Raw genomic sequence first — 25,327 nt, forward strand, 5'->3', positions numbered from 1 at the left:
GCCAATTGAGATGTATTGATTTGATGTTAAACGTAAAATTTTATGAGATTTTACTGCTTGGTTAACGTTTTCCCTCTGTAGCAATATTGGGCATGTGTTTAAGGTCTTACGGTATTCTCGCTGTAGGCCGATTGAGCAGTAACGAGATCTGAGTTGGCAAGATGATGATAGATGTACCTATTACGCAGCAACAGCTGGATAACTGGTTGAGTGACTTAAATTTAGTCGCTGAGATATCAAGCAGTAAAGCAATGTTATTAGCATGGAATGCTGCGGGTGAACTTAGCTGCATGTTAAGTTCAGACTCTGCGGCTGAAAGTGAAATACAGGCAATACTTAGCCACCTAAGTGGCAACCCCCAGCCTGCGATAAGCCAGTCCGTTGTGATGCCCTCAATGCTCACACCATCAGAAATCGTTTCCAATCCCTTTGATATTATTGATAAACCTACTATTTCCCCTCTAAGCAATGCTAAGTTGTCCAGCCTGAGTGAGCCGATTTCAGCATTGCCGCGATTAGGCAGTCATCAAATCACGGCTGCATTATCTGTATCACAGCTAACTGAGCAGGTACGTGAGCCTCTGTTAATTATGGATACTCGGCAGCCCTCAGATTGGCACACTTGTAGCGCAATCGGCAGCGTGATTTGTTTGTCTCTCGCTTGGCCATCTGGGGCTAATTTTGGTTTTTTATGCTTCTATCACAACGAAGCTCAAGGTGTAGATTCAAAAACACTACAACTCGCTAAGCTTATCAGCGATAGCATTCAACACCAGTTAGGCGAGATATTGAGCCAACATAATGCGGCTGAAACATTAAGCCGAGGTTCACCGAGTCGTGTCGAAACGGTCGATTTACAAACTTTTATCGATAGTTTTGACGAACATATTTGGATGAAAAATGCCGCTGGCATTTACACTCTTTGCAATCGTAGTGTTGAGAATGCGTGGGAAATGCCCCGCAGTGAGATTGTTGGTAAATCCGATGTTGAACTCTTTGGTGCTGATATTGCAGAGATTTTTCTAGAGGGTGATAAGCTCGCTATCGAGTCAGGTACGCCTATCATTGTCGCTGAGTGTTTAGATGGCAGTGAAGCTAAAAATCATCTTTGGCTAGAAACGCTAAAACTCCCAACACTCAATGCCCAGGGTGAGCTAGTGGGCGTTATCGGTATGACTCGCAACATTTCCAAGCATAAAGCAGTTGAAGAACAACTGACACTGGCGACCAATGTGTTTAAAAACTCGGTTGAAGGTGTGGTTGTGACCGACCGGCATGGCAATATTACCGACGTTAACGGTGCATTTTTTGAGATCACAGGTTATGTGAGGGAAGAGTTACTCGGCCAGAATCCTCGGATTTTTAGTTCGGGTCGGCATGATAAAGATTTTTTCGATAAACTCTGGAATGCCTTGCTTACTCAAGGTAAATGGAATGGCGAAATTTGGAATCGGCGTAAAAACGGCACTATTTTTCCGCAAAATATCACCATAAGCACTATTTATGATGACGTTGGAGATGTGCGTTATTTTGTCGCTGTATTTGCCGATATTTCAGCCCAGAAAGAGAATGAAGCGCAACTCACGCACTTAGCGTATTTTGACCCGCTAACGCATTTGCCCAATCGCATGAAGTTTATGATGCAGCTTAAGCAAGAAGTGCGACAAGCTAAGCGGCTGAATTTGCAATTAGCGACTGTGATGATTGATGTCGATCTGTTCAAGCATATCAACGACAGTTTTGGCCACAGTATAGGCGATGAAATGTTGGTCGAGCTTGCCAAGCGTTTACGCAGCCAAGTAGGCGATCAGGATGTGTTATCACGGATTGGTGGCGATGAGTTTGTGGCATTGATTTCAGGGATCGACAATAGTGCAGATGCCGCAGTTGCCATAAATCAATTGCGCCAAGTGTTTGAGCAACCTTTTATTGTGAGCACAGGCGACCACTTGCGTTTGACCGCGAGCATGGGTGTTTCCTTGTATCCAAGTGATGGAGCCGATGCTGACACTTTACTGCGTAACGCCGATGCGGCTATGTATCGCGCCAAAAATGATGGCCGCAATAATTACGCTTTTTATACTGAGTCCTTAACGCAGCAATCTTTTGAACATCTTAAGCTGCAAAGTGCCCTCTATGGTGCGATTGAGCAAAATGCCTTGTACTTGATGTACCAGCCAAAACTCGACTTAGTGACTCGAAAAACCGTGGGATTTGAAGCGCTGTTGCGTTGGCACGATCCTCAACTGGGTTTAATTTCGCCCGCGGTATTTATACCCGTAGCGGAAAAAATTGGTCTTATCCATGAGATAGGTTTATGGGTGTTAGAAACCGCCTGTCGTCAGGGCATGCGTTGGCTTAGTGAAGGCAAACACTTTGGCCGCATTGCAGTGAACGTAGCCGGACAGCAGTTACAGCGCAGCTCCTTTGTGGATGATGTAAAACGTGTCTTAGCTGAAACGGGCTTGCCCGCCAAACACTTAGAGCTTGAAGTGACCGAAAGTGTGATGATGCAAAATCCCGATCTTGCAATCCGTGACTTAAAGCGACTTGGCGATTTGGGCATCGAATTATCGGTCGATGACTTTGGCACTGGTTATTCATCGCTGAATTATTTGAAAAAACTGCCCATCCATAAACTGAAGATTGACCAATCCTTCGTGCGGGATATTCCCTTCGATACTAACAATACCGCGATTGCTAAGGCTGTGATTGCGCTTGGACATGCGTTGAAGCTGGAAATTATCGCCGAAGGGGTTGAAACTAAAGAGCAAGCTGATTTCCTACAACAAAACCAGTGCGATCAAGCCCAAGGTTACCTTTTTAGTCGTCCGCAACTAGCTGCAGATCTCGACGCATTTTTATCGTAAAACAAGTTTGCATATAACAATAGGACTAGCGCTATGCCGCTAGTCGCTTGGGTTTGTGTCTGCTAAAATTCTAGCCATTATTTTCAGTGGTTAACCGCAATGTCTTTTAGTGCCTTATCCTTAAACTCCACGTTAGTGAATACCTTAGCGGCTCTTGGCTATGAATCGCCAACGCCTATCCAGTTAGAAGCGATCCCTGCCATCTTAGCTAAACGGGATGTGATGGCTGGCGCCCAAACGGGTACAGGCAAAACCGCTGCGTTCGCCTTGCCTATCTTGCATCATTTGATGACACTCAGCCCTTCGCAAGAGTTAACGGCTGTGAGACCCGTACGTGGATTAGTCTTAGTGCCGACACGTGAACTGGCGGTGCAGGTACAGCAGAGTTTTGTTAAGTACGCTAAAGGGACTGATATTCGTATCGGTATCGCCTACGGCGGCGTGAGTATCGATGCGCAGGTCGCTGTGTTTAATGCAGGGATTGATGTGTTAATCGCAACACCGGGTCGCTTACTTGACCACCTTAGGCAAGGTGCATTAAATCTTAAGCAATTGAGTGTGCTTGTTTTTGATGAAGCCGACCGCATGCTCGACATGGGGTTTATGGATGAAATTCAAGCCGTGCTCAAGCAAGTACCGAGTGACAGACAAACCCTGTTATTTTCTGCCACTTTAGATGCCGCTATCTTCAGCTTAAGTAAAACCTTACTGCGCGATCCCAAGTTGATTGAAGTTGCCAAGCGCAACACGACCGCTGCCGAAATTGAACAAGTGGTTTATGCCGTCGACGCCGACCGTAAAACCGAACTCGTCAGCCATCTGGTACGCAGTAAAAACTGGCATCAAGTGTTGATTTTTAGCCGCACTAAGCAAGGCGTCGATAAACTGGTTCAGCAACTCAATAAAGCCGATATTATCACTCAGGCGTTTCACGGTGACTTGTCTCAAGGCGCGCGCGAGAAAGTTTTGCAGGAATTTAAACAAGGCAAAATTCAAGTGCTAGTGGCAACGGATGTCGCCGCCAGAGGCCTAGATATCGTCGAGCTTAAATATGTGATCAACTTTGAGCTGCCTTTTATCGCTGAAGATTATATTCATCGTATTGGTCGCACAGGTCGAGCGGGTAGTGCAGGGCTTGCCATCACCCTCTTTAGTCAAGAGGACGCCCTATTATTGGAAGAAGTTGAAGTTGTGCTCGACAAGCGTCTACCACAACAATGGTTACCTGGCTTTGAACCCGACTTTAATAAGATGGATACCGAACCTAGACGTAACGGCAAAGCGGCTCAGAAGCAAAGAGCGAAGAAACGGGCTTTGGGTGGAAAGGGGAAAAGGTAGGTTTTTAGGTGCGGCGTCTGAATGGCTGAATCTAATAGAGATTAGATCAAGTGGTGACATAATTCATTTATCGACGCCAGTTCAGTTCCCGCCGCCGCATTTGAATCGTTAGCAATCATTTGAACACCCAAACAAAAAGGGCTTAACCTTGCGGTTAAGCCCTTCTGGTAAAATTGGTGGAGGCGGCGGGACTTGAACCCGCGTCCAGAACACCTACATCCAAGGCACTACATGCTTAGTCTCTCTTTTAATTAACCCGAATAAACTCCGAAAGACAGGATTTCATCGGGCGAGTCCGGTACTATTTCGCGGTTCACCCCCGGACGGAGTTCCCTCGCTATCAAATGTAAGATGACCATCTGTATACACCGCCCATTTGAGAGACCTGTGTCAGATGGCTAGCTAGCCTAAGCTGCTAGAGCGTAGTTATCGTCGTTTGCAACTATAACTGTGCGGCTTTTTACGAGGCCAACCGCCCCTCGGCATGCTCCCAGGGTTTCGTGAATCCTGTCGAATCCAGAATCGCCCCCAAGAATTTGATTGTAACCCGTAGCACAATGATCACCTAGCATCATTTGCTTCAAGTTCAATCGTTTGTTCATTATCCGTGCGTTTTTTCTTTTTTCATCACGCGGGCTTTTTCAACTTCCCATTCACGCGCTTTAGTATCTTCGCGCTTATCGTGATCTTTCTTACCTTTACCTAAGCCAATCTCCACTTTCACCCATGCACCTTTACGCCAGTACATAGAAATAGGAATGATGGAGTAGCCTTGACGCTCGACTAAGCCAGCCAGTTTATCGAGCTCTTTACGGCTGAGTAGCAGCTTTTTCAAGCGCAGGGGATCGCAGACAACGTGTGTCGATGCCGTATTCAAGGGAATAATGGTGCAGCCATGCATAAAGGCTTCGCCATTTTTCAGGAATACGTAACAGTCGGACAAGTTGACCTTACCCATACGGATAGATTTAACTTCCCATCCCATTAGGGATAGGCCAGCTTCCATTTTCTCTTCGAAACGGTATTCGAAGGTTGCGCGCTTATTACGTGCGATAGTCGCAGGCGCGGCTTTGCTTGAATTTTTCTTTACCATAGTGGCGCCATTATACGCACGGTGAATCAATTTGGTATTGATATAAGGGTTTATTTAGTTAATTTCAAGCCTCTATCGTGTTGTTGCTGTTTTTTTGAACGTGATTAGGGTGTTGAGTATCAGCTTAAGTGCACAAGGGGTGCGTTTTTTACGTATCGTGATAAAATCCGTGCAAATTTTGATTGCTGGCCTAAGTTGTTTATTGCACGTGTGTTCTTTTCGTGCGTTTGAGTTTGCTTAGGTCGCTGTGAATACGTTAGTGAAGAGTACTAAGTCCTATGCCGCAAATTTCTAGAAGTGTGTTAGTCCGTTTTAGTGCGATGCAAATGTATGACTTAGTGAATGATGTCGAGTCGTATAAGGAGTTTTTACCCGGTTGTGTGGGTGGCAAAGTCTTAGAATTTGATGGCAAGACTATGCTGGCATCTGTTGATGTGAGTAAAGCGGGGATCCGTAAGACATTTACGACTCGCAACCAAGTGGTTCCTGGTAAGAGTATTGATTTAACATTGGAAAATGGGCCCTTTAAGCATTTATTGGGGCAGTGGCGTTTTACTGAGCTGACTGAAGAGGCCTGCAAGGTAGAATTCGAGCTGAGTTTTGAGTTTTCAAGTTCGTTAGCCGATATGGCCTTTGGTAAAGTGTTTAATGATCTTATGGTATCAATGGTGACGGCATTTACGAGTCGCGCTAAGGTGATTTACAGTGACAAATGAGACAGATAAGTTTGTAGTTGATGTGGTTTACGCCTTGCCTACACAGCAAAAAGTGATTTCGGTGAATGTGAATCCCGGCACGTCGGCGATTGAGGTGGTGCGTTTAAGTAACATCGTAAGCTTTTTTCCTGAGATCGATTTAGACACGGTTAAGCTTGGTGTGTTTAGTAATGTGGTTAAACATGACCAAGTGATTTTGCCGGGGCAAAGGGTTGAGATTTATCGTCCTTTGATTGCTGATCCTAAGGATGTGCGTCGTCGCCGAGCAGATAAAGCTAAAGATGAAGGCCGCGCGAATAAAGTGACGGGCGGACGGGCTTAAATACTGACATCATTGCTCAATAAAAAAGCGCCCTTGGGCGCTTTTTTGTATTTGATTGGCTGAGAAGAGCATAAGCAAAGTTTAGGATATTACTTAATTGGTTTTTGAACTTGCGCTTCAGCTTGATTTTCTTTAACTAATGGCTTTTCATCGGCGCGCTGTGCTGGAATTTGTGGCACTAGCTCAGTTTTATTACCTGTTGGTAAGCTGCTTTGCTCTAGCGGCGTACTAAATTCTTTGCTCAGTTCATAATCGCCTTTCACTGAGGTAAGTTTATCGCCCGTAAAGTGCAGTATGAGTTCTTTATGCGTAATGCTGGCATCACGCCCACTCTTGTAGTGATACACATAGTACCAAGTATCGTCAGCAAAACTATCTCGTAATACCGGACGGCCGAGAATGTATTCGGCTTGTTCTTTGGTCATGTCAATGCGCAACTTTTCAACTTGTTGCGGTTCCATGTAGTTGCCCTGTGGAATGTCGGGCTTATAAATCAACCAATCGAACACGCTACAGGCACTGAGCGAAACAGAGAGCGCCACAGCGCCCAGTAGAGTAAGACTTTGCTTTTTATTGATCATTGTATGCGCTACTTCTGAAAATCTGGCGGCCATAATACCCAAGCATTCCCCCTCATGACAAGGGCAATCGGGCTTTGCAACCGTCATAGATCGAATTGTGTGACTTTTCGACCCAGTATGTCGGCTTTAGTTCTCAATCTTTAAGGATATTTATTCGCTGAATTCATATGGGACTATGAGTATGATTTTAGGCTTCAGAGCCGTACAGGTTTACTGTTGGCTGGATTGGGAAAAGAGTAAATGTGAGCTATTTCTTCTTTAAAGCCAAACAATTAGTTAGCAAGTCGATAGACAGTATGTGTGGCGATAAACATAGTAATCTCATTAAAATCAGATTAAAGTTACCGATATGTTTTTATTGTGTTCTTGTTCTGTGGCTTTTTACCGTGAGTTTGCAGTCTTCGAAATAAAATAGTGGGATAGATGCATTGGGTTCTTTAGTTTGCGTAGGTACGGGTTTACAACTGGCCGGACAGATCAGTGTGATGAGTCGTAGTTATATTGAGCACGCTGATGTCGTGTTTTCACTCTTGCCCGATGGTTTTTCGCAGCGTTGGATCCAGAACATTAATCCCAATGTCATCAATTTACAGCCGTTTTATGCACAAAATGGTGAAGTTAAAAATCGCCGAGAAACCTATGAACAAATGGTTAATTCTATATTGGAGGCGGTGAGGGCTGGCAAAAAAACCGTTTGTGCACTCTATGGTCATCCTGGAGTCTTTGCCTGTGTTTCCCATATGGCGATTACGCGGGCGAGGGCAGAAGGGTTTTCAGCGAAGATGGAGCCGGGGATTTCGGCCGAGGCGTGTTTATGGGCTGATCTGGGTATTGACCCCGGCAGCTCTGGGCATCAAAGCTTTGAAGCTAGCCAGTTTATGTTTTTTAATCATGTGCCCGATCCGACAACCCATTTATTGTTATGGCAAATTGCGATTGCTGGTGAACATACCTTAACTCAGTTTCATACTACGAGTGACAGGCTGCAGATTTTGGTTGAACAACTGAATCAATGGTATCCGCGAGATCATCAAGTGGTGATCTACGAAGCTGCTAATCTGCCAGTTCAAGCCCCTAGAATTGAGTATTTGCCGTTGAGTAAGCTGCCCGAGGCAAACTTGTCTCCGATCAGTACTTTACTGATCCCGCCAGCAAAAAAACTCGAATACAACTATGCTATTTTAACTAAATTAGGCATTAGACCTGAAGATTTAGGCTAATTGTGAGTGCTGTACTTCTGAGCTGAATTCGGGAGTCATCATATAAATAAGGAAAGGTATGTCTGCATTATCGGATTTTTTTACCCAGTTAGGTCAAGATGCACAACTGATGGAAGCGTATCAACAGGACCCGGAGGCCGTAATGCGCGCCCATGGGTTAACTGATGAAGAAATTAGCGCTGTAATGACAGGGGATATGACAAAACTAAAAGTTTTGAGTGGCGACCAAAATTATCAAACATTTGTTTTAGTCAATCATGGTAATAATTAACTCATCTTGAAACGGTTACGTTGTGCCCTATTAGCCATCTTCGCCTTGTGTTCGACAGCTTTGATGGCTAACTCTCTCTATTTTGATCAGGCACTCAATGAGCTTGATGTATTACTGCAATCTGATCTTAGTGCTGCGCAGAAAAAACTTGCCGAATATGAGAAAGAATTCAGTCGTTTAACTACAATACAACAAGGACGACTGAGGATAGATAGAGCGATAGGTTATTTTTTCATCGGTGAATATACTAAAGCGTTAGATGATCTTCACCAAGCCGAAACCTTAGTGACAAATACTGATTTATTAGCGTCAGTTTATAGTTACAAAGCCACTGTATATATAGGGATACGTGACTATGACAAAGCCTTGGCTGCAGTCGCTCAAGCATTAGCCCTAGTGGTGAATATTGATGATGTCACGATTAAACGGCACTCATATTTAAGAATTGCCAATATTTATTCCGAAATGGATGCTTATAGCGATATGGGCCTTTATGCCAATAAAGTGCTACAACTCGCAAAGGAAACCGATGTCCGCGATATTTGTCATGCCAAATTGTTGCGCGCTATTTATTTACTCGGCGTGAAAAATCCCGACGCCTTCGATGCCTTCGAAGATAGCCGTCAATACTGTGATGCGAAGCAATTCCCCCTTCTGGCGACTATGTCGATGAAAGGCAAAGCTATGGTTTTGCAGGAGCGGGGCGACTTTTTAGGCGCGAGAGCGATTCTGCTATTAGCTTTAAAAGGGTATGAAGCTTTTCAATTTCAGTTAGAAATTAGCCATGTACATGCACTACTTGCCGAGAATTACTTTGCCATGGGTGAGCAGGTTCAAGCGAAAAGTCACGCCGTTAAAGTGCTTTCATTTCTCGATGATAATAGCTACATCGAACATAAGCATATTGCATATAAGGTATTTGCCGAACTGATGGCGGCAGATAAACAATTTGAGCAAGCCTATGAATACAAAAGAAAAGAACAATATTATAATCAATTGATTTTTGACCAATCTAGAATGAAAACTCTCGCTTATCAGGCGGCTAAGTTTAATGCCGATGAACAGGCGCGTGAAATCAACTTACTCAATAAAGAGCGTGAACTTTACATCGCTCAGCAAATGGTAAAAGAGCGGGAATACACCAATATGCTGATGTTTATCACTATTTTAGTGGGTGGGCTGTTCTTCCTTGGGATTTTGTTAGCCGTAGGTCAGATGCAGAAACGTAAGTTTATGCGTATGGCGAGAATGGATGCCTTAACAGGCATATTGAATCGTGGTGCAGGGCAAGAGTTGGGAGAAAACCTTTTTGTGCAAGCTACGGCTCGTAGCGGGGATTTCTGTGTCATTTTGTTTGATTTAGATTTCTTCAAACGCATCAACGATTCTTTTGGTCATGGAACTGGCGATTGGGCGCTTAAAAAGGTGGTTGACTCCCTTAAATCCCATATCCGAAATGGTGATGTTTTTGCTCGTATCGGCGGTGAGGAGTTTGCAATTTTATTACCCTATGCCGATGAAGCGAAAGGCATGGAAGTGGCGGAGCAATGTCGAGCTCGTATCGAGGCCATTGATACCCAACATTCAGGGCATAAGTTCGTCATAACGGCGAGTTTTGGCGTGAGCGGTTTAATGGCTGATGATCTGAGTTTGGATCCATTATTCCACCGAGCCGACATGGCGCTCTATGCCGCTAAGGCCAATGGCCGCAACACCGTAGTACGCTATTCTGACATATTAAAATGTAACAAGCAGGCGACTGATTTACGGCGTCATATCACATCGCCCTCTGTGTAATGTAAGTCGAGTGAGCATTTAGTCTCATCCAGAGTTGGCAAGCCCTTACTGGTTTTATCCTTCCTTAGTTATTGCTCGTTTTTTATTTTGCAACCACTCACTAAAATGCAATAACAGTCTAAGGTGTCTTTAAGCGTACTTTTACTCTGCTTTGTTACTCCAGTTGATTTCCCCTACGCTTAAGTGTTTTCCGTATCAAAAATTTCTTATTTTTAATGAATTGCCTTGACCTTGTTAATAAATAAATGGGATATCATAGCTGATAATTGCCTAGCTATTGCTGGGTCCTTACATAGAACAATGCGCATTCCTTTTTCCGTTGGAGCCTTCATGGAACAGTCGAGTTTACTCACGTCGGTGCTGCTATTTTTATTGGCGGCGGTTATTTTTGTTCCCTTGGGTAAACGTTTTGGCGCGGGTCCTATTCTTTCCTATTTGGCCGCAGGGATTATTTTAGGCCCAGGTGGTATGGCGTTGGTTTCTGATCCTGCAGCCGTGTTGCATTTTGCCGAGTTAGGTGTGGTACTTATGCTGTTTGTACTTGGACTCGAATTGAATCCAAGTAAATTATGGGAACTTCGCAGTGCTATCTTTGGTTTAGGCAGTGGTCAGCTGTTGTTGTCATGGGCTGCGATTGGAGGTTTGGCTTGGGGCTTTGGCTTGTCTATTGAGGCGGCTTTAGTGGTTGGTGCCGCGCTATCTTTATCATCGACAGCCTTCGCCGTGCAGTTAATGAGTGAGCATAGGTTGCTCACAACCCCACTTGGACGTGATGCTTTTGGGGTCTTGTTAATGCAAGATCTTGCGGTTATCCCTATGTTGCTGCTGACAGCATATTTGGCGCCCAATTCTGCTCAGATTGAACATCATGCGGTGCCTTGGTACTGGACGTGTCTTGCGCTCGTTGGTTTTGTGTTAGTGGGGAAATATTTATTGCCTAAATTCCTTAAACTAGTGGCAAGCAGTGGGGTGCGTGAAGTGCTCACCGCTTTTGCATTATTGCTGGTCATGGGTAGCGCTGAGTTAATGGAGTGGTTGGGACTTTCTGCGGGCATGGGGGCATTTTTGGCGGGTATTATGCTCGCTAACTCAAGTTATCGGCACCAGCTCGAAACTGACATAGAACCTTTTAAAGGCTTATTGCTTGGGCTGTTTTTTATGGCTGTCGGTATGAGTATGGATTTGAAATTATTGATATCTGATCCGTTACTTATTCTGGGTATTTTAATGGCTATGTTGCTGATTAAAACCTTTGTGCTTATGGTGTTGGGTCGCATTCGGCACCACAAATGGCGGCCTAGTATTGCACTAGGTTTGATCCTTGCTGAAGGGGGCGAATTTGCCTTTGTGCTTTTATCTCAGGCGCAGCTATCTGGTATTGTCGGCGATAAAATTGCGCAAGTCCTTGTGCTTGCTATTGGTTTGTCTATGGCAGTAACGCCTCTATTGTTTACTTTGTTCCGAGCAACTAAAGCCAAAGTGGTGGATACTCGTCTGCCAGATACGATTAATGTCACCGAATCTGAAGTGGTGATTGCTGGATTTGGTCGAGTAGGCCAGATCACGGGGCGTATTTTGGCCTCATCAGGTATCCCTTTTGTCGCCTTGGATAAGGATGCGAGTCATGTGGATGTTATTCGTAAATACGGTGGTGAAGTGTATTTTGGTGATGCCAGACGCTTAGACATGTTGATGTCGGCGGGGATCGCGCGCTCGCGTTTATTATTGTTGGCCGTTGACAGTGTTGAGGATTCCATTGAAATTGCTCAGCAAGTGAAAACGCATTTTCCCCATATCAACATAGTCGCGCGGGCGAGGGACCGTAACCATGCTTATCGTTTGATGAGCCTTGGGGTGACGGATGTGTTTCGTGAGACCTTTGGTTCGGCGCTATCGGCCAGTGAGAAGATTCTCCAAGGCCTAGGTTTATCGCAGGTACAAGCCAACGAGCGGGTAAAAATCTTTGCTGAACATGATAAGAAACTGGTGATTGCGAGTGCGGCTCATCAAAATGATTTAGCGACGTTAATCAATTTATCGAATAAGGGTAAGGCAGAGTTGGAATCCCTCATGCGTGGCGATAGGGAGAATGTGAGCTAATGTTGTCACTCTGATTTGGATATAAAAAGAGAGCATAAATGCTCTCTTTTTTATTGGTTTACAACATCAAATTTAACGCTGATGTTTAAGTGTTAAAAGCTATAGCTGTATTGCAGTTTGACGTTGCGTTCTTCACCCGGCATACCTCCGAGGAACATGGCTTTACTGTAATAGTCTTTATTGAAAAGGTTATTAATGTTCAGCTGGATTTTCCAAGAATCCGCATTGTAGCTCACTGCCGAGTCAACGACGGTATAGCTAGGCACGTAACCGTCTGGAATACCAAATGAGCTTGAGTGCGTACTGCGATCATCGACAAATTTTGCACCAAGGCTCAGCTCGATTGGGCTTGATAATCTAAACCAATCCGCGCCATAGGTAACCCAAGCACTGGCAGTGACATAAGGCACACCTTTTTGACGGCTGTCGTAATTTGCGACGTCATTCGGGTTTTGCTTATCCCTTGCATCTTGGTACATGCCATTAAGGTTAACGCGCCATTGATCATTCAGGTGGGCATTGAGATCGAGTTCGACCCCCTGAGTATCTTCGCTGCCATCGTAAAAATACACGGGAATATTAGGGGTTAATATGCCATTGGTATAATCAGGGTTGTTATAGGCGACATTAGTACGCGAGCTTTTAAAGAATACCAGTGAGCCAAGTAATTGATCCTCAAATGCTTTAAAGCGCATACCTAGATCATTGCTAATTGATTCTGAATCATCTCGGTCGGTAGCATTATCTTTTACTGCATCAAGTACACTGTAAGCGGTTCGCCCTTTAGAATGGTTGATGAAAAATGATAAATCCTCAATCGGCATGTAGGTTAACCCTAGGTTATAGGTCATACCGTTATCTGTGGTATCGGCTTCTGGTGTCGCTTGGGATTGGCTAGTGCTATAGCGTGGATCAACACCAAAGTGCTCATAGGCTTGTTTAATCTCATTAAAGGCAACACCAATACGCGTGGTAAAGCCGTATGGCAGATAACTGACATGTTGTAAGCCTACGCCCCAAGCGCTGACTTTTTTGTCATAGTTAGCGGTTTTGAGTGGGTCATAGTCCTCGAATTTACCTGTGCCCCAATTAGGATTGCGGATGTCGTATATATAAGGCAGAGATCCTTGGTAAATGATTTTGCCATCTTTGTTTTTAAAGATTTGATCCGCATCGTAGATAGAATATTGCTGGAAGCGAATATTACGGTCTTCATAGTTGGCATTGACCAATAATTCATTGTCTATATTGCCAATTTGGAAGTCATAACGTAAATCGGCAAAGTACTGCCACGAAGTCTCGTCGGCATCCACTTTACGGTATTCCTGACGTCTTGCAGCAAAAGGATAAAGCACGCCGTTTTCAACTAAAGGCGCGCGGGGATCAGTGTTGATCGGGTTTTTGCCTTGTTTCCAGTAGACGTAGTTATAAGCACCTGTTTGGCGGGCGAAGCCTGAAGTGTAGTCGCGATACTGTAATTGCTGATTAAGAAACAGATTATCGTTGAAGTAAATATTATGGGTTAGTTTAAATCTTAACTCTTCGCCTTCATTGTCCTTCGCCATGGGCGAAATCAGCCCTGCATCACCAAACGAATAGGGCCTTAAGCCGTCAGCGCCCGACAACGAGTCCGCTAGCTGCTGACGCTGTGCATCGGTCAGTTGTAGACCCTTACCACTTGGATCGTTGATCAAATCCTGCCAAGTGACCTCTCCCGCGCTCTTACCGCCGACTGAATCGGCATTGTAAATTCGAATCGGGTGGCCAATAGAGTCAACGGCGATAGCATCTTTAATGTAAGCACCTGAAAGCATTACATCTTGGCTATCACTTAATACCCATTTTAAGGCGCCATAGATTTCGTCTCTGTCTGTACCTATATCGCGATAGCCATCACTGCGGCCGGATTTTGCCACTAAACGGTAGGCGACATCATCGCTCAGACCGCCCGTGCTATCCAGAGCAAGGGAGTAGGTATCCCATTGTCCAACTTCGGCGGTAAATTTGTTTTTTGACTCGAATTGCGGTTTTTTCTCAATTAAATTGATGACGCCACCAGCACTCCCCATGCCATAGAGTCCAGTCGCTGGGCCTTTTAATACTTCTACGGATTCAACGTTGGTTAAAGAGCGCGTGGGGTTGAAAGTGTTACCAAGGCCAGCACCGCCATACATACCGTCATAGGTGTAATTTGCGCCTAAACCACGGATGACTATGTTGTCACCGATGCCATAGTTATTACCCGCTTGAGTCACACCACTGATGTTACGGATCAAGTCTTGCAGATTATCTGTACCTTGGGTTTCGATCAGTTCTTGGTCAACAATTACAACTGCAGCGGGTGTTTCCATGAGAGACATGTCGGATTTAGTCGCTAGCCCTGAATTTTTCACCACTGAGTTTTGTCTGCCATAAACCGTGATGCGCTCAACGTTGGCTTCAGTATTTGCTGATACCGAGTTAGCTTCGGCGGATGCAGTTTGCGATAAAACGGAAAGGCAGGCGAGTGCAGTTAGTGACAAACGAAATGATTTCATTAATGGTTCCCCCAAATAAATAGGTCGCGAATAGTAATGATTTGCATTTAAGTTGGCAACATATGTTTCAGATGTCGTGGTTGAAATGTGCAGTGCTGCGAATAAGTGTTACGAAAAGGCATGTATTTGAGGAAGTAAGGTATGGGTTCTCGCAGGAGAAAAGCTTCATAAAAAGTCGCGTCTAAGTTCCATCCCACTGTAATGTCAAATTTGTTTCATTTTTTTTATAAAAAAGTGATTTATTTTTTGAGTTAACCATCACATCCCACCTTGTTGATCGGGAAACGCAACCTGGTACTTAGTTTGAATCGCACATGACACTTATTTCGTTTACGTAAACGTCAAAATGAAACGGTTGTTTTAATTCATGGCAATGGCAACAGTCTTTATCATTATGATTTATATGAATTTATCTGACTTACCTCTAGGTTAGTTCAAAACATTGAGCATTTTCTACTTAGGTCTAATAGAGTAAAAATGATGTAATAATAAATTTACTATTAGTTATTTAATTACGTAATTAATTACTTTGCGTATTGATTGGTAAAGTTGTCTGACAAGTTTCATTTAACTGCAATTGTCATATGTGATTAAAATGTTTAATTGTATATTTATCAGTTATTTGTTGTTTATTTTATTACTTGGTCAGACCAATTTTAGCATGGTTTTCACTTAGGTTAATGCATGTTTTTGTCAATCTTGGACTGTTGCAAATACAAACGTTTGTCGGTAAGTTTTAGTTCGAAACAAACATTTGATGGTTTTTTGGTGAGTTTATAAGCAGTGGTGATTGGGGATGCTACTGCTTTATATGTCAGCGTTAAGCCTGTGATAGTGGAGCCTCTTGGGAGGGCATCAAGATGACGGAACACACTTTGAGTGAACAGCAATTGAATTCAACACTGGGTAAAGCTACAGCAAACGCCACGCTGAATATTGTGGGGCGTGACATTCCAGGCCAAGAAGTCATTTTTACCGAAGGGGCTGTCGCCTTACTCGAATCCCTTTGTCGTGAGTTTGCCGACGAAGTACCTGCCTTACTCGCTAAGCGTAAAGAAAAGCAAGCGCGTATCGATAAAGGAACATTACCTGACTTTCTGCCTGAAACCCGCGCTATCCGTGATGGTGCATGGCAGATTCGCGGTATTCCCGATGACTTACTCGATCGCCGCGTGGAAATCACAGGTCCCGTTGAACGTAAAATGGTGATTAACGCACTCAACGCCAACGCCAAAGTGTTTATGGCCGACTTTGAAGATTCCCTAGCACCAAGCTGGGAAAAAGTCGTCGAAGGTCAAATCAATCTACGTGATGCCGTGCGTGGTGATATTGAGTACACAGCACCGGACACGGGTAAGCACTATAAATTAGGACCAAATCCTGCAGTGCTTATCTGCCGCGTTCGTGGTCTGCACCTTAAAGAAAAACACGTGCAGTTTAATGGCAAAGCGATTCCTGGCTCACTGTTTGATTTCGCACTGTATTTCTACCACAACTATCGCCAACTTTTGGCCAAGGGCAGTGGTCCATATTTTTATATTCCTAAGTTAGAAAGTCATATTGAAGCGCGCTGGTGGGCAAAAGTGTTTGCTTTTGTTGAGGAACGGTTTTGTCTGCAAGCGGGCACGATTAAATGTACTTGCTTGATTGAGACTTTGCCTGCCGTGTTCGAAATGGACGAAATTCTCTATGAATTACGTTCCAATATCGTAGCGCTCAACTGTGGTCGTTGGGATTACATCTTCAGCTATATCAAAACATTAAAACGTCATAGCGACCGAGTCTTACCGGATCGCCAAGCCGTCACTATGGATACGCCTTTCTTAAGCGCTTATTCAAGACTCTTGATTAAGACCTGCCACAAACGCGGTGCCTTAGCGATGGGCGGCATGGCAGCCTTTATTCCTGCTAAAGATCCTGCTCAGAACGAAGCCGTATTGCAGCGGGTGCGTAAGGATAAAGAACTAGAAGCGCGTAACGGCCACGATGGCACTTGGGTAGCGCACCCTGGCCTTGCCGACACCGCTATGGGGATTTTCAACGAATACATAGGCCAAGATCACTGTAATCAATTACATATTACCCGTGATGTCGATGCGCCAATTCTGGCTAGCGAACTGCTTAAAACCTGCGACGGTGAGCGCACTGAACAAGGGATGCGTCTGAACATTCGTATCGCCCTGCAGTATTTAGAGGCGTGGATCAGCGGCAATGGTTGTGTGCCCATTTACGGCTTAATGGAAGATGCGGCTACGGCTGAGATCTCTAGGGCTTCAATTTGGCAATGGATCCAACACGGTAAGTCACTGTCAAACGGCAAATTAGTGACCAAACAACTCTTTAAAGACATGTTGGTTGAAGAGCTGTCGAACGTGAAAAAAGAAGTGGGTAGCGACAGATTCACCCATGGCAAATTCACCCAAGCAGCGGTGTTGCTTGAAGACATTACCACCTCCGACGAGCTGGTCGATTTCTTAACCTTACCCGGTTACGAAATGCTGACAGCTTAGAATGAACTCATTTGCTTGAACCGTTTTAGGTAAACCAGATTTAGCTGTGGCGGGGCTACCGCCAACCAAACAATTTAGCAGAGTGAAACTGGGGGCAGTTTCATGATAGCTACAACATCAAAGAGAAAGGAGCGACATTATGACTAAGGCAACGACTCAGACTTCACGTCAAGAGCAGATTGATGCAATCAAGAGAGATTGGGCAGAAAACCCACGTTGGAAACACGTGCGTCGTCCTTATACCGCAGAAGAAGTGGTTGCGCTTCGCGGTTCAATCGTGCCTGAGAATACTATCGCTAAGCGCGGTGCTGCTAAGTTATGGGAATTGGTTAACGGTGGCGCTAAAAAAGGCTATGTGAATTCATTGGGTGCGTTAACGGGTGGTCAAGCGGTACAACAGGCGAAAGCGGGTATCGAAGCGATTTACCTTTCAGGTTGGCAAGTGGCAGCCGATGCTAACTTAGCCGGCACTATGTACCCAGATCAATCTTTATATCCAGCTAACTCAGTGCCAGCTGTGGTGTCACGCATCAATAACTCATTCCGTCGCGCTGACCAAATTCAGTGGGGCAATGGCGTTAATCCAGAAGATGAAAAATTTGTTGATTACTTTCTGCCAATTATTGCTGACGCAGAAGCGGGCTTTGGCGGCGTATTAAATGCCTTCGAACTGATGAAGTCGATGATCGACGCGGGCGCTGCCGGTGTTCACTTTGAAGATCAGTTAGCTTCAGTGAAGAAATGTGGTCACATGGGCGGCAAAGTATTAGTGCCAACCCAAGAAGCGGTACAAAAGCTGGTTGCTGCACGTTTAGCAGCGGACGTGAGCGGTGTCGATACGCTGGTTATTGCCCGTACCGATGCTAACGCGGCCGATTTGTTAACTTCAGATTGCGACCCATACGATCGTGATTTCGTGACTGGCGAGCGCACCAATGAAGGTTTCTACCGTGTGAAAGCCGGTCTTGACCAAGCGATTTCTCGCGGTCTAGCTTACGCCCCTTATGCGGATTTGATTTGGTGTGAAACCGCTAAACCGGATCTTGAAGAAGCGCGTGTTTTTGCTGAAGCGATTCATGCTCAGTACCCAGATCAACTGCTTGCTTATAACTGTTCGCCTTCGTTCAACTGGAAGAAAAATCTGGACGACGCCACTATCGCGCGCTTCCAACAAGCATTGTCAGACATGGGCTACAAGTACCAGTTCATCACTTTAGCCGGCATCCACAACATGTGGTACAACATGTTCGACCTCGCTTACGACTATGCGCGCGGCGAAGGTATGAAGCATTATGTCGAGAAAGTTCAAGAAGTTGAGTTTGCAGCAGCGAAGAAAGGTTACACCTTCGTGGCGCATCAACAGGAAGTGGGCACAGGTTATTTCGACCAAGTGACTACGGTTATTCAAGGTGGCCATTCATCAGTGACCGCACTGACAGGTTCTACCGAAGAAGAGCAGTTTTAAGCAGTAGAAGCGCTTAGGATGATCCATTGTGATTGTGGATCAATCCTTAGCACGCCTTATGCTGATGTTTGTGGTGAGGCGTGGTGGTAAAACTCGAAATAGAGGGCAAGGGCGGACTGTGATGAGTTACCGACCTTGCAGCCTAAATCTCGAGTCGAGTATGAAAGAGTGTTACCCGTAAGCCTGTGTTTAGCTGCTCTGCAGCTGTTGTCCCCCGTGCAGTTCGCCTACATGTGCTGTGCGGGTTTTTAAGTCAAATTTTGTGGCTTAACTTCCTACCCAGTAAGTTTTTGCTTGCCTTAGCTTGGCGACTCTATGAGTCGCTATTTTTTTGCTTATTGGTTCACTATTACGCTGATTAATATGGTGCAACTCTGATACGACTTGGTGCAATAATCGGATTATTTTACAGCAGCTTATTGCTATCTCATTGTTATTTAATGGCGATCAATAGTGGCCTGAAAAATGCTCTGAATAATGTGGAAAGTTATAGCGTATTAAAGCTGATTATTGGCATTCACATTGAGGTCATCGCCATGAAATATTACAGTCGCCGTTTAGTTAAACCTGAACATTTAAATCCAGCAAATACACTGTTTGGCGGTCAGTTGCTCAGTTGGATAGACGAGGAGGCCGCCATCTTTGCTGCCTGTCAGATGAAGAGCACGAGCCATGTGACTAAGCTGATTTCTGAAATCAACTTTATGACGCCAGCGCATCAAGGGGATGTGATTGAGTTTGGTCTGGAGCTCGTGAGTCTCGGCCACAGTTCTATTACCGTAAGCTGCCAAGTACGTAATAAGATGACGCAGGCGCCAGTGGTGAGTATAGATAAGATGGTGTTTGTGCATGTGAATGCCCAAGGATTGCCTGTGCCCCATGGTATTCGGGCGAATGCGGCTTAAGGGGCGTGGCGCTTAAAATGCGTGATGCTTAAATGTATAAGATGCTTAAAATGAGCAGTGACGCCTAGGCGTCACTGTCATTAGTCTTTGGTTAAATCCTCTTTTACCGATTTGACCGCATCCCGTGAAGCATGACCTATGGCTTTTGTCGTGTCTCGAGTCGCGTGGCCTATCTCAGTGGTGACTTCTTTAGTCGTTGTGCCGATGGCACGGCCTGCGTCCTTTAAATCCGCACAGGCGGATGTAGCGAGTAATAAAGGAATAATAATGAGCGTCGCTTTATTCATTGTGATGCCAATCCTCAATTTAAGTTCGTAACTCAATTTACTGGGCCTTGCCATTTTTACTGTGCTAAATGACATTCGGGACAATATAACAGATCTTGAGCTGAATCACGCTATGGCGATATTATCTGCTGAGCCGCTGTTGCAATGCTTCTGGGCGAGTGTCAACCGAGTGAGTGAAACTAAGAGCATTAAATGACGTCGTGGGTTGAGTTATCGAACTCGACAAATAAAAACGCCAGTGGCGTTTTGCGCACTGGCGTCTAAGGTCGCTAAATAATACTGCAAAGATTATTCGAGTTTGGCTAAGCGTTGTTGATAGTCTTCAATCAGGTGCTGCATGATTTCTTCAGGCGCCGCATCGTCACAGCAATCGTCTAAAAAGATTTTAAAGGTGACTAAGGCATGGCCGTCATTTTTGAGTCTGTCACTCTGCATTGAGAAGTAAGCATCTTCATTTTCGGCTTTACGAACCACAAACTTATTCGTTTCGAAGGTTTTTTCCCCAGAAAGCTCGTGCCATTTAGTGATGCGATTTAACGCGATCTCACAGGACTGGTTCATTTCAATATGATTTAACCAAGTAACGGGATGTTCAGGATCTTTGTAATGTGGACATCTAACTGTGTAGTTATATACATGGGTGATTGCAGTCATAGCGTACCTACCTGTTCGAGGATATTGTTGCCATCATAGGCATCGTTTTTGAATTCGGTCAATCATTAATTAAGTCTATATAGCCTTGATGTTTTTTGACGGAGAAGGATAGTTACTGCATGAAAATTAACCATTTACTTAATCTGTCATGTCTCTATTTAGCATGAGTTTTATGCCAATAACTTTGTGCTAGATCTCAGTTTTGGGTGAAGTTTCGCTTTTGCTGAATTACTGATTAATAAAGCAACAACTTGGTCGTCAGTAAGTCTTATTGATAAAAAGAGCGAACAGCGGAGTAAATAGGTTAATTAGGCTTTGGTGGGCGCAATACGATTAAGTGGCAGCATAAGTTGTTGCAGAGGAAACGCAGAAGGCAGAATGGACAGAGGCCCATTCGTTAGAACGGGCCTCTCAGCTGGCTTCATCTTTTGCAGGGAAAAAGCGAACTGGGGCCATCTTATCGGATCTGTAACAGTCTGTAACCCACAGAGATCACGTTTTTTATATCATTTTGCTATGAATATTTTAGGTTCAGATCCTTTCTTCTTGAATATGCTGATTTGTGAGTGTTTTGTCAGTGCAAAGGTGCATAGACACTGAGTTTTATGTTGGTTTTTGTTACTCAATTTTTAAGATAGTAACTTACCTCACCATCTTGTTGATACAGGTGTAAAAAAGGCCCCAATAGTGCAGCAATAATCTGTGCACTATTGGAGCCTAAAACGAATTCATTGGAGGATGAAGTCGTGTTTACGCACTAGCAGGACAATAAGTCGTTATCCAGCAAGTTAGCGCACGATTGTTGTGTGCTAACTTGCGATTGGTAAGGTATGGCGATTACAGCGCACAATTACAGCGCATTAGTGAAGATCTGACAGATCTCCGCATGGGTCGCTTGTTTTGGATTGGTGAATCCACAGGCATCTTTTAACGCGTTATCCGCAAGTGTTGGAATATCTTCCGCTTTCACGCCTAATAAGGTCAGATTTTCAGGGATCTTAACCGCAACAGACAGCTTTTTGATTGCCGCTATCGCCGCACTGGCACCTTGCTCATCTGTCATCGCAGACACATCCACACCCATAGCCTTGGCAATGTCTTTTAAGCGTGCAGGGACGACCTGGGCGTTATATTCCTGCACATGGGGCAGCAGCAGGGCGTTACACACGCCGTGGGGCAGATCGTAGAAACCGCCTAATTGGTGCGCCATCGCATGCACATAACCTAAGCTGGCATTGTTAAACGCCATACCCGCTAAGAACTGGGCATAGGCCATTTGTTCACGGGCGTTGATGTCTTGACCGTTTTCAACTGCGTTGACTAAGTTAGCTTGAATCAATTCCATGGCCTTGATCGCACAGGCGTCGGTGATCGGGTTAGCTGCAATAGACACATAGGCTTCAACCGCGTGAGTCAGTGCATCCATACCGGTTGCGGCAGTTAGGCTCGCAGGCTTTTTCAGCATGAGCTCAGGGTCGTTGACCGACAGCAAAGGCGTGGTGTGTTTATCGACAATCGCCATTTTAATGTGTCGGGCTTCGTCGGTAATGATACAGAAGCGCGTCATTTCACTGGCTGTGCCTGCTGTTGTATTAATGGCCACTAACGGCAACTGAGGTTTTGCGGATTGATCTAACCCTTCGTAATCCTTAATGCTGCCGCCATTGGTGGCAACAAGGGCGATACCCTTGGCGCAATCATGGGGTGATCCGCCGCCGAGTGAAATCACAAAGTCACACTTGTTGGCTTTTAACAGGGCTAAACCCGCTTCGACGTTCGTCACGGTTGGGTTAGGTTGTACGCCATCATAGATGGTGGAGGTAATGCCATTTTGACCGAGTTTTTCGGCCACTTCACCCACTAAGCCAATCTTGACTAAGGGTTTATCTGTCACTATGAGTGCGTGTTTAAAGCCTAAGGTTTTGATGTCACCGATAGCATCATCCACTGCGCCTTGGCCTAATACGTTGACAGAAGGAATAAAAAATTTAGCAGCCATAAAATCCACCTATTTGCTTGTAAAGATTAAGTTGTGTTCTTTTCTGGTGATCAAGCTACCAATTTGGAGGTAGTGAAAGTGTGAGCTTGATCGAGTTCGGCGCTTATCTGAGGGTAATTTCCCACTAAAGTTGGAACTAGGTAACTAAATTTCGGACTTTTATGACGGGTATTAGTGTTGGCGTACGATATGGTTTTTTAGCGTTGTTAGCGCCCCTGGTGATGCATCATTTCTGTGCATTTTTCGTTTGCTTTTTATCCCACTTTCTTATCCAGAGTTTGACGGCTCAATTGTTAAATCTAACAGAGGTTAAACCTCATAAATACTCTCATTTGTAGCATTGATTCCAATTAATTAGTTTGACATCTAATATTAATTTATGCGTGCTGCTGTGGTTGTGGTAGGGCCGTAAGTCAAAGAAATCTATACATTTATCTTGTTTTTACAGATTAATTCTTTTTTACATAACTAACTTGTGAGCTTTAGCACTGTGCTATTTTAGGTTGATAGTTACATCACTAATCATTATCATGATTGTTAATTGAACGTTCAATTAACGTCGTTCAGAGTATTGAGAGAGTGGTTATTCCTTGAGTATTTATGCCTAAAGCCGCCATGAAATTGATACGCAGACAGCAGCTTATCGATGCGACATTAGCATCGGTTGCCTTGCATGGATTGCAGCACACGACCATCAACAGCATTAGTCAGTTGGCGGGGATCATCAGTCATTATTTCAGTGGTAAGCAGGGCTTGATCCAAGCGACGCTGCGCCACTTGCTCGAGCAGTTAAAGCAAGCGTTGCTCAATCGAATCCAAGGACAAGTGTTGGCGCCAACAGAGCGCTTAATGATGATAGTTGAAGCGAATTTTACCGAGTTACAACGCTCGCGAAATGTCACTCACACTTGGCTGAGTTTTTGGGCACAGGCCGTCCACGATCCCCAGTTAGCCCGTTTGCAGAATATCAATAGTCGCCGCTTATACAGCAACTTATATTTTTCCTTTCGGCACGTGTTGCCTAAAGAGTTTGCCCTGATGGCTGCTGAGCAAACGGCGGCGATGATCGATGGATTTTGGTTACGCAGCGCCTTAAGTGAAACCCCTGAGCAGGATTTTGTTCAGGCCGAAAAATTATGCAAAACCTTTATCCATAACGTGATAAAGCAGCATGGAGTTAATACATGTCAGTATCAGTAGAAGTTCAGTACAACTTTATTGCGGGTCAGTTGCTCGCTAACGACAGCGGCGAAACCTTCGACGTCGTCAATCCTGCCACCGGGCAATTGGCGTACCGAGTGCAAGTGGCCGATGAAAAAATTCAGCAAGCGGCCATCGAGAGCGCCAAAAAAGGCTTTGTGATTTGGTCTGCCATGAGTGCCACTGAACGCAGCCGTATTCTGTTAAACGCGGTCGCATTATTGCGCGCTCGTAATGATGAACTCGCGGCAATCGAAGTGTGCGACACCGGTAAACCTTGGCAAGAAGCCTCAGTGGTTGATGTGGTCACAGGCGCAGATGCTATCGAATTTTTCGCCCATATTGCCCCAGGGCTTGAAGGCGCGCAGCAGCAAGTCGGTGGGGATTTTTATTACACCCGCCGCGAGCCTTTAGGCATTTGTGCTGGCATTGGCGCGTGGAATTACCCATTACAAATCGCCTGTTGGAAGGCCGCACCTGCCTTAGCTAGCGGCAATGTGATGATTTTTAAACCTTCGGAAGAAACGCCGCTTGGCGCACTGAAATTAGCGCAACTCTTAAGTGAGGCGGGTTTGCCCGATGGCGTATTTAACGTCGTGATGGGCGATGGCAAGGTTGGCGCTTGGTTAACGGGACATCCGGATATTGCCAAAGTGTCTTTCACTGGTGAAGTCGGTACTGGCAAAAAAGTCATGGCCGCAGCAGCAAGTTCATTAAAAGACGTCACTATGGAACTCGGCGGTAAATCACCGCTTATCGTGTTTGACGATGCTGATATCGACAATGCCGTTTCAGGTGCCATGCTCGGTAACTTCTATACCCAAGGTGAAGTCTGTACCAATGGGACGCGAGTGTTTGTTCATGAGTCGGTTTATTCACGCTTTATCGAAAAACTGCTCGCCCGTACCCAAGCCAACATTGTGGTGGGCGATCCTATGGCGCCAGAGACTAACTTTGGCGCCTTGATCTCCAAAGCTCACCAGCAAAAAGTGCTCGATTATATTCAGCAAGGTATCGACGATGGCGCAACTCTGCTCACCGGTGGCACAGCATTAACACCTGAAAATGCTCCCAATGGTTACTTTGTTGCCCCGACGATTTTCACCTATTGCACCGACGAGATGCGCATCTGTAAAGAGGAAATCTTTGGCCCTGTAATGTCCGTGCTTACCTTTAAAGATGAAGCCGAAGTGATTGCTCGGGCAAACAATACCGCCATGGGCTTAGCCGCTGGGGTGTTTACCCAAGATATCAGCCGTGCTCATAGGGTCATTCATCAGTTACAGGCGGGTATTTGCTGGATCAATGCTTATGGCGCCTCGCCAGCCGAAATGCCTGTGGGTGGCTATAAGTTGTCGGGCATTGGCCGTGAAAACGGTAGCGAGACACTCAAGCATTACACCCAAGTTAAAGCCGTTTATGTGGGTCTACAGCCCTTAGAAAGCCCATTTTAAGGAGGCAT

At 45.0% G+C, this 25,327-nt stretch carries 19 protein-coding genes and 1 other RNA gene; 13 read left to right on the forward strand and 7 right to left on the reverse strand.

Features of this window, described 5'->3' with window-relative positions; genetic code table 11:
* Positions 1–161 precede the first annotated feature (161 nt).
* Together L5M37_RS09460 and L5M37_RS09465 are read left to right on the forward strand one after the other, a co-directional pair.
* Positions 162–2,870, forward strand: coding sequence for a bifunctional diguanylate cyclase/phosphodiesterase (locus tag L5M37_RS09460; RefSeq protein ID WP_263200244.1), 2,709 nt, complete (start codon positions 162–164; stop codon positions 2,868–2,870).
* Positions 2,871–2,969: 99 nt separating this feature from the next.
* Positions 2,970–4,208 carry a DEAD/DEAH box helicase gene (locus L5M37_RS09465; RefSeq protein WP_263160779.1) on the forward strand — a complete coding sequence of 413 codons (1,239 nt, stop codon included), beginning with the start codon at positions 2,970–2,972 and terminating at the stop codon, positions 4,206–4,208.
* Positions 4,209–4,382: 174 nt separating this feature from the next.
* Here the strand turns inward: L5M37_RS09465 and ssrA are convergent.
* Together ssrA and smpB are read right to left on the reverse strand one after the other, a co-directional pair.
* Positions 4,383–4,738, reverse strand: a transfer-messenger RNA (tmRNA) gene (gene ssrA / locus L5M37_RS09470).
* Between the two features lie 71 nt (positions 4,739–4,809).
* Positions 4,810–5,301: an SsrA-binding protein SmpB gene (gene smpB, locus L5M37_RS09475; RefSeq protein WP_006080832.1), complete on the reverse strand. Its 492-nt coding sequence runs from the start codon at positions 5,299–5,301 to the stop codon at positions 4,810–4,812.
* A 278-nt stretch (positions 5,302–5,579) separates the two neighbouring features.
* Here smpB and L5M37_RS09480 point away from each other — a divergent pair, with 278 nt between their 5' ends.
* Both L5M37_RS09480 and L5M37_RS09485 read left to right on the forward strand, forming a co-directional pair.
* A complete protein-coding gene (locus L5M37_RS09480; RefSeq protein WP_028760728.1) occupies positions 5,580–6,017 on the forward strand; it encodes a type II toxin-antitoxin system RatA family toxin in 438 nt (145 codons plus the stop codon).
* Positions 6,007–6,339, forward strand: coding sequence for an RnfH family protein (locus tag L5M37_RS09485; protein WP_006080834.1), 333 nt, complete (start codon positions 6,007–6,009; stop codon positions 6,337–6,339). Before L5M37_RS09480 ends, L5M37_RS09485 begins: the two co-directional genes overlap by 11 nt.
* An 89-nt stretch (positions 6,340–6,428) precedes the next feature.
* On the opposite strand, the gene L5M37_RS09490 is transcribed toward L5M37_RS09485, so the two are convergent.
* Positions 6,429–6,920 carry an outer membrane protein assembly factor BamE gene (locus L5M37_RS09490; protein ID WP_028760727.1) on the reverse strand — a complete coding sequence of 164 codons (492 nt, stop codon included), beginning with the start codon at positions 6,918–6,920 and terminating at the stop codon, positions 6,429–6,431.
* A 428-nt stretch (positions 6,921–7,348) separates the two neighbouring features.
* On the opposite strand from L5M37_RS09490, the gene L5M37_RS09495 reads away from it, so the two are divergent.
* From L5M37_RS09495 to L5M37_RS09510, 4 genes are all read left to right on the forward strand, one after another.
* Entirely contained in the window at positions 7,349–8,140 is a 792-nt protein-coding gene (locus L5M37_RS09495; RefSeq protein WP_028760726.1) for an SAM-dependent methyltransferase, read from the forward strand.
* A gap of 58 nt (positions 8,141–8,198) precedes the next feature.
* Positions 8,199–8,411: a hypothetical protein gene (locus L5M37_RS09500; RefSeq protein WP_105249796.1), complete on the forward strand. Its 213-nt coding sequence runs from the start codon at positions 8,199–8,201 to the stop codon at positions 8,409–8,411.
* A gap of 63 nt (positions 8,412–8,474) precedes the next feature.
* Entirely contained in the window at positions 8,475–10,208 is a 1,734-nt protein-coding gene (locus tag L5M37_RS09505; protein ID WP_263200304.1) for a GGDEF domain-containing protein, read from the forward strand.
* A 330-nt stretch (positions 10,209–10,538) separates the two neighbouring features.
* The gene (locus L5M37_RS09510) at positions 10,539–12,308 is read left to right on the forward strand and encodes a monovalent cation:proton antiporter-2 (CPA2) family protein (RefSeq protein ID WP_105249794.1); all 1,770 of its coding nucleotides are present in this window, start codon (positions 10,539–10,541) and stop codon (positions 12,306–12,308) included.
* Between the two features lie 92 nt (positions 12,309–12,400).
* Here the strand turns inward: L5M37_RS09510 and L5M37_RS09515 are convergent, their stop codons facing one another.
* Positions 12,401–14,845, reverse strand: a complete 2,445-nt coding sequence (locus tag L5M37_RS09515) for a TonB-dependent receptor (RefSeq protein WP_263200246.1) — start codon at positions 14,843–14,845, stop codon at positions 12,401–12,403.
* 860 nt (positions 14,846–15,705) lie between these two features.
* On the opposite strand from L5M37_RS09515, the gene aceB reads away from it, so the two are divergent.
* From aceB to L5M37_RS09530, 3 genes are all read left to right on the forward strand, one after another.
* Entirely contained in the window at positions 15,706–17,355 is a 1,650-nt protein-coding gene (gene aceB / locus L5M37_RS09520; RefSeq protein ID WP_263200248.1) for a malate synthase A, read from the forward strand.
* Between the two features lie 139 nt (positions 17,356–17,494).
* Positions 17,495–18,820 (forward strand): isocitrate lyase, encoded by a 1,326-nt coding sequence (gene aceA, locus L5M37_RS09525; protein ID WP_028760720.1) that lies wholly within the window; start codon positions 17,495–17,497, stop codon positions 18,818–18,820.
* 536 nt (positions 18,821–19,356) lie between these two features.
* On the forward strand, positions 19,357–19,725 hold the full coding sequence (locus tag L5M37_RS09530; RefSeq protein ID WP_006080843.1) for an acyl-CoA thioesterase: 369 nt from the start codon (positions 19,357–19,359) through the stop codon (positions 19,723–19,725).
* Between the two features lie 80 nt (positions 19,726–19,805).
* Here L5M37_RS09530 and L5M37_RS09535 read toward each other — a convergent pair whose 3' ends face one another.
* The 3 genes from L5M37_RS09535 to yiaY all read right to left on the reverse strand — a co-directional run bounded on the left by L5M37_RS09535 (position 19,806) and on the right by yiaY (position 22,665).
* The gene (locus L5M37_RS09535; protein ID WP_028760719.1) at positions 19,806–20,012 is read right to left on the reverse strand and encodes a hypothetical protein; all 207 of its coding nucleotides are present in this window, start codon (positions 20,010–20,012) and stop codon (positions 19,806–19,808) included.
* Positions 20,013–20,300: 288 nt separating this feature from the next.
* Complete coding sequence (locus L5M37_RS09540) at positions 20,301–20,666, reverse strand: hypothetical protein (protein ID WP_028760718.1); 366 nt, start codon at positions 20,664–20,666, stop codon at positions 20,301–20,303.
* Between the two features lie 850 nt (positions 20,667–21,516).
* The gene (yiaY, locus tag L5M37_RS09545; RefSeq protein WP_028760717.1) at positions 21,517–22,665 is read right to left on the reverse strand and encodes an L-threonine dehydrogenase; all 1,149 of its coding nucleotides are present in this window, start codon (positions 22,663–22,665) and stop codon (positions 21,517–21,519) included.
* 600 nt (positions 22,666–23,265) lie between these two features.
* Between yiaY and betI the strand changes: the two genes are divergently transcribed.
* Both betI and betB read left to right on the forward strand, forming a co-directional pair.
* Positions 23,266–23,865, forward strand: a complete 600-nt coding sequence (betI, locus tag L5M37_RS09550) for a transcriptional regulator BetI (RefSeq protein WP_263200249.1) — start codon at positions 23,266–23,268, stop codon at positions 23,863–23,865.
* Positions 23,850–25,319 carry a betaine-aldehyde dehydrogenase gene (gene betB, locus L5M37_RS09555; RefSeq protein WP_263200250.1) on the forward strand — a complete coding sequence of 490 codons (1,470 nt, stop codon included), beginning with the start codon at positions 23,850–23,852 and terminating at the stop codon, positions 25,317–25,319. Before betI ends, betB begins: the two co-directional genes overlap by 16 nt.
* Positions 25,320–25,327 lie beyond the last annotated feature (8 nt).

Origin of the sequence: Shewanella sp. SM69, assembly GCF_025653985.1 — a bacterium.
Classification (GTDB): domain Bacteria; phylum Pseudomonadota; class Gammaproteobacteria; order Enterobacterales; family Shewanellaceae; genus Shewanella; species Shewanella oncorhynchi.